A 13,702-nucleotide genomic window follows, 5' to 3' on the forward strand; every position below is an offset into this window, starting at 1 on the left:
CCTACTCCATTCTTCTTTTTTGAGCGATTAAACGCTCGAGTTCCAATAAAGCTTTTTCCGCATCCCCTATTGAGGAAGCTTCCTTCACTTTATTTCCAATTTGTTGACTTTCTTTGCGAAGAAGCTCACGATTCCGCGTCGCTTCTACTTCTTCTAACTCACCATCTGCTATCTCTTCTGGTAAATCTTCTTCTAACATCCGGTACCAGGCGTGCTGGATCCCTTCAGGCTGCTCGGATAAATCCTGAGAGGTGACTTCTCCATTTTGACAGAGCAATTGATACAAGATCTGTAACTCCGGCGTGTCAAAGGCAAAATCAGGTCGCAAACGGTAATCATTGAGCACCATTGGAAAATCCTTCATCCTACTTAATAAATGATTTTCCGCCTTGATCAAGCGCGTCATCCCACGATTCGGCAGGAGATCGACTGAAAAATTCGACGTTTTTGATCGTCCACCTTTTTGCGCTTCTTGCCGTTGATGCAAGCGACTATTATTGACAATCTGCTCAATCTGCAAGTAATCAAAGTCCGGCAATAAATCAGCCAACTTATAAATATAGGTGTTTTGCGCTGTAATGGAGCGCGTCTGGGCGATCATCGGTGCCAGCTTTTCGACAAACTCAATTTGCGCCTGCAAGTTCTCAATATACTGGGGTTTCCAGTAGTGCATCCAGAATTCAACCTTACTGATTCGAGAATTCTTCAAGAGGGTAGCAAGATCTTCTGGGGACGTCTTTTTGAGGTACTCATCAGGGTCCATCTGATCTGGGATACGGACGATCTCTAACTCCAGATCCTGCAAGACATCCAAGGCCTTAGCTGTTGCTTCAAGCCCTGCCTTATCCCCATCATAGGTCAAGATGACCTTTTTGGTAAAATGAGACAGGTGCTGGACATGCTCTGGTGTCAAGGCTGTCCCCATAGAAGCGACCGCATTTTCAATCCCAGCTCGATATGCCGCAATGACATCCATAAAGCCTTCCATGATATACATTTCATGTTGCTTTTTGGCGCTTGCCTTAGCCTGATCTAAATGATAGAGTTCATAACTTTTATTAAATAGACGGGTACTACGACTATTCTTGTACTTGGCTTGATGACTGCCATCATCCGTTAGTTTCCACAGCCTACCAGAAAAGGCAATGACACGTCCACTATCATCTGTCAAGGGAAACATGATCCGATCCTGAAAAGCATCAAAAACCGTTCCAGCATCTGAGATTGTAAACAAACCCGAATCGGTAATCACTTTCTCAGAGAATTTCTCAGAGAGATTGCGATAGAGGTAATTTCCTTCTGCAGGGGCTAAGCCCAATTGAAAATGTCGGATGACTTCATCCGTCAGACCACGTTCATGCAGATAGTGTCGCGCTTCTTCCCCCATCTTAGTCGTCATCAAAATCGCCTGATAAAACTTACTAGCTTCCTGATGAATCTCATAAAGTTCTTGGTTGGGATTGATAGACGTTGGTTGAGCCGGCCTTACTTGGTACTGAAGCGCAATGCCAGCTTTTTCTGCTACGATCTGGACCGCATCCATAAAGGCGACTCCACGGTAGTCCTCAATAAACTTAAAGACATCTCCAGAGCGACCACATCCGAAACAATGGTAAAACTGCTTGTCTTCAACGACATTAAAGGAAGGAGTCTTTTCACCATGAAAAGGACAGAGGCCTAAAAAGTTACGGCCCGCCTTGGTCAAAGAAACAACTTCTCCAATGACTTCAACAATGTTTACACTGTTTTTAATCTCTGCAATCAGCTCTTTATCAACCATAAACAGTGCCTCCATTTTACCATAGATTATCACTTTATATTTTATACTAAAAGTTAGTAAAAGTAAATTTTTTCCTACCGATTTCACACAGAAAAGAAAAGATTTTCAACCTTTATCACTAATTTAAAAAAATTGGGCATATTTCTTGTCAGTCACATATTTTTCCGTTATACTATCATAGTAAAAAATTATTATGAAAGGACATATATAGGATATGTTAAAAGATTTGAAAGCTTTTCTCCTTCGTGGAAACGTTGTTGACCTTGCTGTTGCAGTCGTTATCGGAGCTGCATTCGGAGCTATCGTAACATCATTTGTTAACGATATCATCACTCCACTTATTTTGAAACCAGCTTTGAAAGCTGCTCATGTTGAAAATATTGCACAATTGTCATGGAACGGTGTTGCATACGGTAGCTTCTTGAGCGCTGTGATCAACTTCCTTGTTGTTGGTACTGTTCTTTTCTTCGTAGTGAAAGCTGCTGAAAAAGCTCAAAACCTTGGTAAAAAAGAAGAAGCTGTCGAAGAAGAAGCTGCTGCTCCTACTCAAGAAGAGTTGCTTGCTGAAATCCGCGACTTGCTTGCAAACAAATAATCAGATAAAAAGATCCGATCTTCTAGCTGGAAGGTCGGTTTTTTTGTCTTTGATGGATGAGAAAAAACAAAAAACAGACCGAAGTCTGTTTCTGTATTCAATTAGAATTTTTTACGTTTACGAGCTGCTTCTGATTTACGTTTACGTTTTACAGAAGGTTTTTCATAGAATTCACGTTTGCGTGTTTCTTGAAGAGTACCAGCTTTAGTAACCGCACGTTTGAAACGACGAAGAGCATCGTCAAGAGATTCATTCTTACGTACTACTGTTTTTGACATATTTTTCACTCCCTTCAAGCCTAAAATCTTAATCATTTTATCACACTTTAAGGACGCTGTCAAGATCTTTTAAAACTTTTCTAGCCTTCCTAGCCTTCATGCCATTTCTTTTTTCCGACTTTTTCATTCTTCCTATTTTATGATACAATGGAAACATAGAAAACCCTGAAGGAGATACCATGTCAGAAATTTATGATATTACGATTGTTGGGGGCGGACCAGTTGGTCTGTTTGCTGCTTTTTATGGCAATATGCGCCAAGTTAAAGTCAAACTGATTGATTCCTTACCTCAACTGGGAGGGCAACCAGCCATTCTCTATCCAGAAAAAAATATCCTCGATGTACCCGGTTTTACCAATTTAACAGGTGAAGAATTAAGCGACCGCTTGATCGAGCAAGTCAAACGATTCGATACACCGATCTTCCTCAATGAAACTGTAGAGGATATTCAAAAAGAGGGTGACCTCTTCACTATCACTACTTCTCGCCAAGTGCATCAGTCTAAAGCCGTCATCATTGCCATGGGTGGCGGTGCCTTTAAACCACGTGCTCTTGATATCGAGGGGGCTGAAGACTTCGATAATGTCCACTACCATGTTTCAAATATCCAGCAATATGAAGGACAGCAAGTGACCGTCCTTGGTGGTGGGGACTCTGCTGTGGACTGGGCTCTTGCTTTTGACAAGATTGCTCCAACTACAATCATTCACCGTCGGGACAACTTCCGTGCCTTGGAACATAGCGTTGAAGAACTCAAACAATCTTCTGTCAGCATCAAAACACCATTTGTTCCTAGCCGCTTGATTGGCGAAAATGGTCATGCTACTCATCTTGAAATCACAAAAGTTAAATCCGATGAAACCGAACTTATCCCGATTGATCACTTATTTGTCAACTATGGCTTTAAATCTTCTATCGGAAACTTGAAAGAATGGGGTGTAGAATTGCAACGCCATAAAATCAAGGTGAACCAAAAACAAGAAACCAGCCTTCCTGGAATTTATGCCTGTGGAGACTGCTGCTTCTACGAAGGAAAGATTGATCTCATCGCTACAGGTCTTGGGGAAGCTCCAACAGCCGTAAACAATGCCATCAACTACATCTATCCAGATAAGAAAGTCCAACCAACGCACTCAACTAGTTTATAATAAAAAAGGCCTTTGGCCTTTTTTAAATTGAAGTCAAACTATTTTAAGTTAATCGATTCTGCAAAGAAGTAAAAATGAGTTCCTATTTTTAGTATGAATCAAGAAAATACAAAAACTTTCCGCTGTGAGAAAAGTGCCTGAAACAATACGTTTCAGGCACTCGGGAGTTTTGAGAGTAAAACAGTTTGGGAAACTATTTTAGCCTGAGCCCAGAAATTAAAGAGCGAAGGGGCTCAATACGAATTGAACACGGGCTGCGGCTTGTGTCAAAAAGATAAGTTTTCCTAGAACCTAAGGATTCTGCGTCAAACTTCCTATTTTGACTTGATCCGCAGACGCCCTTAGTATCTTGATTTAGTCATGGAACTTCTATGAAGTTCGCTGACGTCCGTACTCACCTAAGGAAAGTTTTTAAAAAGACTTTAACCTCATTATGAAAGGCCTTTGGCCTTTTTTATTTGTCTAGATCGTCTGCGATCTTATTGATCTTACGCAAGCGGTGGTTAACGCCGCTTTTTGAAATAGGTTGTTGCAAGCTATCTGCGATTTGCTGGATGGAATAATCTGGATGGTTCATCCGGATATAGGCAACTTCTTGCAAGTCACTTGGTAAACTACCTAGGCCGACCGTATCCACAATTTTACTAATATTATTAATGGTTTTCATACTGGCTGTGACTGTGCGCTGGATATTGGCCATTTCGGCATTATTGGCCCGATTGAGGTCATTGCGCGTCTCTCTCATGACCTTGATAGACTCAAATTCCTGCATGGCTTGCATGGCCTCTACTACAATGAGAAAATCAATAATATCTTCCGCTCGTTGCAGATAGGTTACCACTCCTTTTTTCCGCTCGATGGTTTTCGCATCTAGTAAAAATCCTTGCATGAGAAGGGCAATTCCTTCCGCGTGGTCTGTATAAACAGAATGAATTTCCAGCTGGTACTTCCCTTTTTCAGGATCTTTTATCGAACCACTCGACAGAAAAGCTCCCCGAAGATAAGCACGGCTAGCTGCTTCATCTTCTAAAACACTAGCATCAATGCCTGTCTCAATCCCAAAAAAGGCATCTGCCAAATGCAAGTCAGCTAAAATCTCTTCTACCTTTTCATCCAAGAATACTGTGTAGACACGATTCTTTTTCAAATTGGTTTTTTGATGGTGGCGAATATCTGATTTGGCCTCATAAAAATGATGCAATAATTCATAGATATGGCGAGCGATCTTGGCATTTTCTGTCGTTACCGATAGCGTCAAGCCGCCCATTGATATGCCGAGGCTCCCAGACATCTTGATAATAGCAGCTAATTCACTCTTTTCAAATCGCTTGAGAGACAATAATTCTTCTTTGACACGAACCGTAAAACTCATTTTCTCACCTGCACGATCTGCATCAGTTCTTCGACTACTTTTTCGCCATCATGAAAGGCTCCTCCATTGACCAGCTTCAAGAAATCAGAAGAAATCACTTGGGGAACTTGCGAGTGCAGCCCTTTGAAATCGTGCTCTACCTGCACCAAGTATTCATCAAATTTATTGCTGTTCATATAAGCTGCGGGAACCTGATTGATATTGACAAGGACGGTGTCGATGAACTTTTCTCCCAAATGTTTATGGAGCACGGCAACGTGGTCACTATCTGTGAAATGCTCGGTTTCTCCTCTTTGGGTCATGATATTACAAACATAGGCTACTTGGGCCTTGGTTTCAAGGATGGCTTTCCCAATCTCATCGATCATCAAATTAGGAAGAATCGAGGTAAAGAGCGAACCAGGACCCAAGACGACCATGTCACTTTCAAGAATCGCTTCCACCACTTTCTTACTAGCCTTTGGACGCTCTTGATCAAAGGTATTGGTCACATAAACATGATCAATCATGCCAGTGTAGTTGGCAATGTGGCTTTCTCCTACTATTTCTTTTCCATCTTGAAAAACGGCATGAAGGGTCAAGGGACTATCACTGGACGGATAGATCTTGCCGGTTGTATGAAAGAACTTGGTCAACAACTGCATGGCATTATAGGTCGAGCCTTGCATCTCTGAAATCCCTGCAATAATCAAGTTTCCCAAAGGGTGCCCAGCCAAAGGCCCATCATCGTCCGCAAAGCGGTATTGAAAGACTTTCTCATAAAAACGAGGCATATCTGACATAGCAACCAAGACATTTCGAAGATCCCCAGGTGGTGTCAATTTTTGGATGTTCTTCCGCAATTCACCTGAGCTACCGCCATCATCTGCAACAGTTACAATGGCAGTGATCTCGACCGGTTTCTTTCTTAGACTATCGAGAATAACAGAAATCCCTGTCCCTCCTCCAATAACGGTTACTTTCGGTTTTCTCATGAGCGATTCACCGTTTCTTTCCGTCTGTCCTTGTCTCTATGACTGCAATTGACCTGCCAATTTTTTTCTAAATCATGCGCTAAGCGCTCTGCAAAGGCTACTGAACGGTGTTGACCTCCAGTACAGCCCATGGCGATGGTGAGAACGGATTTACCCTCCCGTTTATAGGACGGTAAAATAGGAACGATTAAGTCATGGAGATGACGGTAAAAGTCCTCTGATTCAGGGTGATCCATGACATAATCATAGACAGCTGGATCTTGACCGGTTAAATTCCGAAGTTCCAATTTGTAGTAGGGGTTTGGAAGGAAACGCACGTCAAAGACAAGGTCAGCATCGATCGGAAGGCCATATTTAAACCCAAATGACATGACCTCAACCCGAAAATCTGGCTGATTATCTTGACTGGCAAATTGTTCTGCGATCGTTTTTCTCAAATTACGAGGTGTCAACTCAGTCGTATCCACCACATTTTGACTGATATTTTTTAAAGGGGACAAGAGTTCGCGCTCTAGGGTAATCCCATCTAAGACACGGCCATCTGCCGCTAATGGATGGCTACGACGGGTTTCCTTGTATCGTGCTACCAACTCACTGTCAGTGGCATCCAAGAACAAGACCTTGAAATCCAGGTCTTCTTGATTGTCCAATTCATCCAAAATGGTGCGAATTTCATTGAAAAAAGAACGGCTCCGCATATCCACAACAACGGCTAATTTATTGTTATCGGGACTGTGGCGCATGAGCTCAATAAATTTCAGCAAGAGCGCCGGTGGCATATTATCGATGGTAAAGTAACCCAAATCCTCAAACGATTGGATGGCGACGGTCTTACCCGCACCGCTCATCCCTGTTACCATGACCAGTTGAATCTTACTTTCTGTCATTTTCTCCTCCCATAAATAAAACAGAGTGGCCTACAGTTTCCTGCTCTCCACTCTGTCTTTTTGTCTTTGAATGGTTATTAGGCCTTAATTTCCGCAATAACTTCAATTTCAACCTTCACATCACGTGGCAGGCGTGCTACTTCAACAGCAGATCGAGCTGGAAACTCTGTAGTAAAGACTGTTTTATAGACCTCATTAAAAGGTACAAAGTCATTCATATCACTTAAGAAACAAGTGGTTTTCACCACATGGTCGAAGTCTGTCCCAGCTTCTTCCAAAATAGCCCCAATGTTCTTTAAGACTTGTTCTGTTTGTTCTTGGATGGTTTCGCCAATGATTTCGCCAGTTTCAGGTGACAAGGGAACTTGTCCACTTGCAAAGAGAAGATTGCCTACGATTTTCCCTTGAACATAAGGTCCAATTGCTGCGGGTGCTTTATCTGTATGAATTGTTTTTGCCATAGTATTCTCCAAGTCTATTTACTTCTGCTGGTTTTCTTTTGCTAATTTTTCCCTTTGTAAGCGCAATTTCCGCTTAGGATTTAGCGTATTAAAAAGTTCTTCTAGTTTTTCAGCATTCCAAACATCGGCTGCTGAAACAAAATTTCCATTTTCATCTCGAAAAGATATTGGTTTATCTCCCACTGAAAAAGCCTCACTTCTTATTTGGAATCCTTGATCCTCTGGGGATCTATCCTAATCTACAAACTCAAATTCAAATTTACCGATCCGGACAATATCGCCATCTTTTGCCCCACGCGCACGGAGAGCTTCATCAACACCCATGCCACGCAATTGACGAGCAAATTTCATGACCGCTTCATCCCGATCGAAATTCGTCATATTAAAGAGTTTTTCAAGTTTTTCACCAGACAAGACCCAAGCGGCATCGTCATCCCGACTGATGTCAAAGGCTGGCTGGTCTTCATCAAAGCCATAGTAGACTTCTTCTTGAGCCATTTCGTCTTCTGAATACAAGAGGAATTCTGGCGTTTTATCTAACAATTCTGCCGTTGCTTCTAACAAGTTATCCAAACCTTGATGCGCCAAACTAGAGATCGGGAAGATCTGTGGCAGTTCATCAAACTCATCGTAATTGGCTGCCAATTTCTTCTTGAACTCTTTCAAGTTTTCTTGACTTTCTGGCATATCCATTTTATTTGCCACGATAATCTGAGGTCGCTCCATCAAACGAAGATTATAAGTTTCAAGCTCTTTATTGATTTGAACATAATCTTCGTAAGGATCGCGTCCTTCACTGGCTGACATATCAATAACATGCAAGATAACTCGTGTGCGCTCGATGTGGCGAAGGAACTGGGTTCCTAGTCCGACTCCTTGGCTAGCTCCTTCAATCAATCCAGGAAGGTCTGCGACTGCAAAGGATTCACCTGACGGCGTCCGAACCATTCCCAAATTTGGAACGATGGTAGTGAAATGATAAGCTCCAATCTTTGGTTTGGCTGAAGTGATGACACTAAGAAGGGTAGATTTCCCAACAGAAGGGAAGCCAACCAAACCAACGTCTGCCAAGACTTTGAGTTCTAATTCGAGTTCGCGCTCCTGGCCAGGTTCCCCGTTCTCAGAAATCTCTGGAGCTGGATTCTTTGGAGTAGCAAAACGAATATTTCCACGTCCGCCACGGCCACCGTGGGCGACAATGTACTCTTGTCCATTTTCAACTAGGTCTGTAATGACCTTGCCAGTCTCAGCATCTCGGACGGTCGTTCCTTGAGGGACTCGTACATAGAGATCTTCTGCTCCCCGTCCGTGCATCCCTTTGGTCATTCCTTTTTCCCCATTTTGGGCTTTGAAATGCCGATTATAACGGAAGTCCATCAAGGTGCGCAAGCCTTCGTCTACTACGAAGATGACATTGCCACCACGACCTCCATCACCACCCCAAGGTCCGCCATTAGGGACATATTTTTCGCGGCGAAAAGCCACCATGCCATCGCCGCCATTTCCAGCCTTGACCTTAATCTTGGCTGTATCTAAAAACATACTCATAAATAGATGATTTCCTTTATTTCTGTGTGCGTCTTAGTAAGAAAGAGCACCAATTGCGGTTGCAAAGATTGCACCAACCGTTACAATCAACATAATCACAATGACCACCATCGTGATCATTTCAAATGGTGTTTTTTTACGTTTTCCGTTATCTCCAAAAGCCACTTCTAATACCTCGATTACTATAAATTCATTAGCCCTATTTTACCACGAAATAGGGGATTTTTCAAATCGAGCCTACACAAAAAGACCAGACAGAAGTCTGATCTTTCATTGATCATATTAAGAATCTTTTCTTACACGTAAAACACCAACCGATAGAATTGCTAGGAAGACACCCATGATAAGAACCACCGGTGTCATCTTTTCACCTGTACTTGGAAGAACTTTTTTCTTACCAGGTTTTGGGGCTTCTTCTTTAACAGAAGATGAAGATGATTTCAATGAAGAACTTGATGTGGATGTTGAGTTCGATGTAGAACTGGAACTCGTTGAAGATGATGAACTTGATGAAGAACTAGAACTCGTTGAAGATGATGAGCTTGATGAAGAACTAGAACTTGATGAGGAGGTTGAGCTAGGTGTCGGTGGCGTTTGATCTTTCTCACCTAATCCTTCGCCAGATCCTGTTTCCAATCGCACTTCACGGGTTAAACTACGCGGTGCTGGGAAATTGGTTGCCGTCCATGTTAACGTATTATGGACAATATCGCCTACTTTCGTTCCAGGTGCCACTTTTGTAGAATATTCAATATACATTGGCCAATTGTAGTTATCACCAAATTCAATTGTAAAACCAGTGGTCTTTCCATCTGCATTCTTATCGAAAACAGCTTTTTTAGTAAAGTTATCCAGAACTGGGAGACTTAAGATCTGAGCTTCGTTCTTAATCCCACCTTGGACAGGAGCATAACGAACAGCGCGTAAGCTCCCTTCAACCAATGTTAAGCCATCTCCGAATTGGTCTTTAATGACCATTCCTCGAAGCATATCTTGGCGAGCATTTAAGAGAATCCGCCATTTGATAATGGTTGGATCAGACTTATCTTGGTAGCCGTATTTCATCTCATAGTCTCCAGCTTCTCCAGCTGTTTTTTCATAATTCAATGAAAAATCTGTATTTCCTAGTTTAAACTGGATTGGAGATGTTTTTGTAACTACTTCTGAGTCTACTTTTACATCAAAATGAAGAGCAACTCGTTTGTTGAGTGGATGAGATGCGAAATAATCATTAAAGGTAACGGTCACTGTTTTCTTAGCTGTATCAACGACAGCTTTCCCAACCGTCTGACCATTTGATTGACCTTCCTCAAGAACATTGAATTCCAATGCTGTGTAGAGGGCTAATTCTTTTGGCAAACTAAGAGTTAAGGTATCCCCAGCTTGAATAGTTTGCGAATCTGGAAAGGCAAAATAAATACTTGCTGACAATTTTTCATTTGTCAACACCTTGCTCCCATTTGTTAGCGTGTTACCGTCTTTCGTTAGACGTGCTGTCTGTGTATATGATGAGACTTCTGCAGCATGAATTGTTTTAGTCAAACCAGCTGTGAATAGAATCGTTAGCACTAAGGCAAGTGCCCATACAATTTGACGAACCTGTTTCATATATACCTCCTCTGCTCGCCTATTTGCGAGCCATGTTTTTTACAAGGTTAAAGTCCGATTTCTGCTTGAACAACTGCAGCAATGGTATCTACATAGTAGTCCACTTCTTCATGTGTAGGTGCTTCTGCCATCACACGAAGGAGGGGTTCAGTTCCACTTGGACGCACCAAAATACGTCCATTTCCTGCCATCTCCGCTTCCATTTTTTCAATGATTTCACGAATAGCAGGCACTTCCATCGCCTTGTCTTTCATGCTATTTTCAACCCGGATATTGACGAGTTTTTGTGGATAAATGGTTACTTCAGCAGCCAATTCAGATAATTTCTTGCCGGTTTCTTGCATGATTTTAGTCAATTGAACGCCTGTTAATTGACCATCACCAGTTGTATTGTAATCCATGATGACTACGTGACCAGATTGTTCACCACCAAGATTGTATCCTGATTTGCGCATCTCTTCGACCACATAACGATCTCCAACAGCTGTGATTTCTTTTTGAATCCCCTTCGCATCCAATGCCTTGTGGAAGCCGAGATTAGACATGACGGTTGTGACGATCGTATTTTTTTCGAGCAAGCCCTTGCTTGAAAGATAAGAACCGATGATGTACATGATCTTATCGCCGTCTACGATCTCTCCATTTTCATCAACAGCAATCAAGCGATCGCTGTCTCCGTCAAAGGCAAGACCAATCGCTGCACCTACTTCTTTGACTTTCTCTTGCAAATGCTCTGGGTGAGTAGAACCAACCCCATCATTGATGTTCAAACCATCTGGGTTTTCACCGATGACGGTCAAATGAGCTCCCAAATCTGCAAAGATTTGACGGGCACTAGTAGAGGCTGCACCATTTGCTGTATCTAAGACTACGTGCATGCCCTCGAGTTGAACGCCTGTCGATACAAGGAATTCTTGATACTTACGCAAGCCTTCTGGATATTCCATGACCGTTCCTAAACCTTGGGCACTTGGACGTGGAAGCGTATCTTCAGCCGCATCAAGTAAGGCTTCAATTTCAAGTTCGCGATCATCATCCAATTTGAAGCCATCACCACCAAAGAATTTGATGCCATTATCCAAGGCTGGATTGTGGCTAGCAGAAATCATAACTCCGGCGCTGGCTTTTTCCGTACGAACTAGATAAGCAACACCTGGCGTTGCAATCACACCCAACTTGTAGACGCGAATTCCAACAGATAAGAGCCCAGCAATTAAGGCATGCTCTAACATTTCACCAGAAATACGCGTATCACGTCCAACAAATACCAAGGGTGTTTCTTCTTCATGTTGGCTCAACACATAGCCACCGAAACGGCCTAGTTTAAAAGCCAATTCTGGCGTTAATTCTACATTTGCTTCTCCACGGACACCGTCCGTTCCAAAATATTTACCCATTCTTCATTACCTTTTTTACTTTCTAATTACTTGAACTGGAAGAGGTCGACGACGAACTGCTAGAGCTTGACGTAGACGAGCTAGTCTTTGTGGTTACTTTAATCCGTGTTTCACTCGGATTTACCAGACCTGGTAGAACATTTCCTTGGGCATCTACTGCATTTAAGGAAATGGTTCCGCTATAATTTCCACTAATGATTTCACTGGATGGGAAGACAGCTTCGACATGATCAATGCGACTCAAGGTTTCTTGATCGCTGGTCACTTCTACCTTGGTGGTTTCAAGAGTAATATCCGATACCGTTATTCCATCTACAATTTGATTGTCCGGGATCGTGGCCCTGACCGCAAACGATTTTTTGGCTTTCTTCCCGATTTTTACAGAAACTTTTTGAGGCTCTACGGTTGCGGTCAAACCAGCCGGAAGATCTTCCACAATCAACGGCACTTCAACGGTACCTTCCTTGGCCTTACGAAGATCTGCTACCACACGAAACTTCCGAGTGCCCGGTTGCATCTCACTAGCAAGAGCAACCCGGTTTGAACCTTTCAGAAAGACCGTTAGCTCTGATGTCAACCCACTGACAAAGTATGTCTTGTCATTATACTTGGCATCAATTGGAATATTGGTCAAGGTATTGGTGTAGGTCTCTGAGCTGACTTGTCTAGCGCTACTATTATTTTGAAAATTAAAGGAAGACGCATTGATAAACAAGATAAAGGACAATAAGACGGAGGCGAAAACATAAAGAAATTCTTTTTTCGATCTCATTTTGTCACCCTCCCAAATAGACGCTCTTTCCAACTAATCGTTTTATTCTCTTCAGGAACCAAGAAGGCTCTCAATTCTGATTCGAACTCTTCTAAAGTTAAATCGTGTCGGAAGGTTCCATTGTAGGTCACAGAGACCCCACCCGTTTCTTCTGATACCACAAAGGTAAAGGCATCCGAAACTTCAGATAAACCAATGGCTGCGCGGTGACGCGTTCCGAACTCTTTTGAAATTCCAGTATTTTCGGTCAAGGGCAGGTAGGCACAAGAAACAGCGATTTTATCATTGCGGACAATGACGGCTCCATCATGCAAGGGAGTATTAGGAATGAAGATATTAATCAGCAATTCTCCTGAAATTTCCGCATCTAGTGGAATCCCTGTGGAAATGTATTCCTGAAGGGTTCTGGCCCCTTGAATAGCTACCAAGGCACCAATCTTACGTGGGCTCATATAAGCTACTGCCTTGACATAGGCCTGCACCATCTTCTCTTCCTGACTGACTTCACTCGTCGTAAAGAATTCTGTCGCTCGACCCAGACGTTCTAAACCAATCCGAATCTCAGGGGAGAAAATCACAACCAGGGCAATAACCCCATAGGTAATGACTTGATTGATCAGCCATGAAATAGTCGTGAGACCTAAGAAATTGGCTAAAAACTGCATCAAGAAAAAGATAATAACTCCACGAACCAAAATCATGATCTTGGTCCCAACGATGGCCTTGATCAAAAAATACAACAACCAAGCCACCAGGGCAATATCGATGATATTGATAATAATACTCCACCAATTCGGGAACAAACTGGTCCAAAATTGTGGATTTGTAAACTGTTGAATATTCATATTCTCATACCTACCACTTCTCTAAAAGACATCATCC

The 13,702-nt window shown here is 42.4% G+C and carries 15 protein-coding genes; 2 read left to right on the forward strand and 13 right to left on the reverse strand.

Going from position 1 to position 13,702, the window contains the following annotated elements; translation table 11 throughout:
* Position 1: 1 nt before the first annotated feature.
* Complete coding sequence (dnaG, locus tag LIZ08_RS01215) at positions 2-1,780, reverse strand: DNA primase (protein ID WP_227038108.1); 1,779 nt, start codon at positions 1,778-1,780, stop codon at positions 2-4.
* 214 nt (positions 1,781-1,994) lie between these two features.
* Between dnaG and mscL the strand changes: the two genes are divergently transcribed.
* Positions 1,995-2,375, forward strand: a complete 381-nt coding sequence (gene mscL, locus LIZ08_RS01220; RefSeq protein ID WP_031573326.1) for a large conductance mechanosensitive channel protein MscL — start codon at positions 1,995-1,997, stop codon at positions 2,373-2,375.
* A gap of 101 nt (positions 2,376-2,476) precedes the next feature.
* Here the strand turns inward: mscL and rpsU are convergent, their stop codons facing one another.
* Positions 2,477-2,653, reverse strand: coding sequence for a 30S ribosomal protein S21 (gene rpsU, locus LIZ08_RS01225; protein ID WP_000048054.1), 177 nt, complete (start codon positions 2,651-2,653; stop codon positions 2,477-2,479).
* Positions 2,654-2,832: 179 nt separating this feature from the next.
* Between rpsU and LIZ08_RS01230 the strand changes: the two genes are divergently transcribed.
* On the forward strand, positions 2,833-3,801 hold the full coding sequence (locus LIZ08_RS01230) for an NAD(P)/FAD-dependent oxidoreductase (protein WP_049472173.1): 969 nt from the start codon (positions 2,833-2,835) through the stop codon (positions 3,799-3,801).
* A 454-nt stretch (positions 3,802-4,255) separates the two neighbouring features.
* Here the strand turns inward: LIZ08_RS01230 and whiA are convergent, their stop codons facing one another.
* The 11 genes from whiA to cdaA form a co-directional block, all read right to left on the reverse strand.
* On the reverse strand, positions 4,256-5,173 hold the full coding sequence (whiA, locus tag LIZ08_RS01235; RefSeq protein WP_049474808.1) for a DNA-binding protein WhiA: 918 nt from the start codon (positions 5,171-5,173) through the stop codon (positions 4,256-4,258).
* Complete coding sequence (locus LIZ08_RS01240) at positions 5,170-6,147, reverse strand: YvcK family protein (protein ID WP_070673851.1); 978 nt, start codon at positions 6,145-6,147, stop codon at positions 5,170-5,172. The genes whiA and LIZ08_RS01240 overlap by 4 nt, the downstream gene beginning before the upstream one ends.
* Positions 6,144-7,034: an RNase adapter RapZ gene (gene rapZ, locus LIZ08_RS01245; protein ID WP_009732574.1), complete on the reverse strand. Its 891-nt coding sequence runs from the start codon at positions 7,032-7,034 to the stop codon at positions 6,144-6,146. Before rapZ ends, LIZ08_RS01240 begins: the two co-directional genes overlap by 4 nt.
* A gap of 77 nt (positions 7,035-7,111) precedes the next feature.
* Positions 7,112-7,495, reverse strand: a complete 384-nt coding sequence (locus tag LIZ08_RS01250; RefSeq protein WP_003006514.1) for a RidA family protein — start codon at positions 7,493-7,495, stop codon at positions 7,112-7,114.
* Between the two features lie 18 nt (positions 7,496-7,513).
* A complete protein-coding gene (locus tag LIZ08_RS01255; RefSeq protein ID WP_003006512.1) occupies positions 7,514-7,678 on the reverse strand; it encodes a hypothetical protein in 165 nt (54 codons plus the stop codon).
* Positions 7,679-7,729: 51 nt separating this feature from the next.
* Positions 7,730-9,043, reverse strand: coding sequence for a GTPase ObgE (gene obgE, locus LIZ08_RS01260; protein WP_023917726.1), 1,314 nt, complete (start codon positions 9,041-9,043; stop codon positions 7,730-7,732).
* 33 nt (positions 9,044-9,076) lie between these two features.
* Positions 9,077-9,208 carry a DUF4044 domain-containing protein gene (locus tag LIZ08_RS01265; RefSeq protein ID WP_003011566.1) on the reverse strand — a complete coding sequence of 44 codons (132 nt, stop codon included), beginning with the start codon at positions 9,206-9,208 and terminating at the stop codon, positions 9,077-9,079.
* A 117-nt stretch (positions 9,209-9,325) separates the two neighbouring features.
* Positions 9,326-10,651: an LPXTG cell wall anchor domain-containing protein gene (locus LIZ08_RS01270; protein WP_227038109.1), complete on the reverse strand. Its 1,326-nt coding sequence runs from the start codon at positions 10,649-10,651 to the stop codon at positions 9,326-9,328.
* A gap of 47 nt (positions 10,652-10,698) precedes the next feature.
* On the reverse strand, positions 10,699-12,048 hold the full coding sequence (gene glmM, locus LIZ08_RS01275; protein WP_070660223.1) for a phosphoglucosamine mutase: 1,350 nt from the start codon (positions 12,046-12,048) through the stop codon (positions 10,699-10,701).
* Positions 12,049-12,070: 22 nt separating this feature from the next.
* A complete protein-coding gene (locus LIZ08_RS01280) occupies positions 12,071-12,820 on the reverse strand; it encodes a YbbR-like domain-containing protein (protein WP_009732570.1) in 750 nt (249 codons plus the stop codon).
* Complete coding sequence (gene cdaA / locus LIZ08_RS01285) at positions 12,817-13,665, reverse strand: diadenylate cyclase CdaA (protein WP_070673848.1); 849 nt, start codon at positions 13,663-13,665, stop codon at positions 12,817-12,819. The genes LIZ08_RS01280 and cdaA overlap by 4 nt, the downstream gene beginning before the upstream one ends.
* Between the last annotated feature and the right edge of the window lie 37 nt (positions 13,666-13,702).

This window comes from Streptococcus sp. 210928-DFI.4.42, assembly GCF_020554365.1.
GTDB classification, from domain to species: domain Bacteria; phylum Bacillota; class Bacilli; order Lactobacillales; family Streptococcaceae; genus Streptococcus; species Streptococcus parasanguinis_S.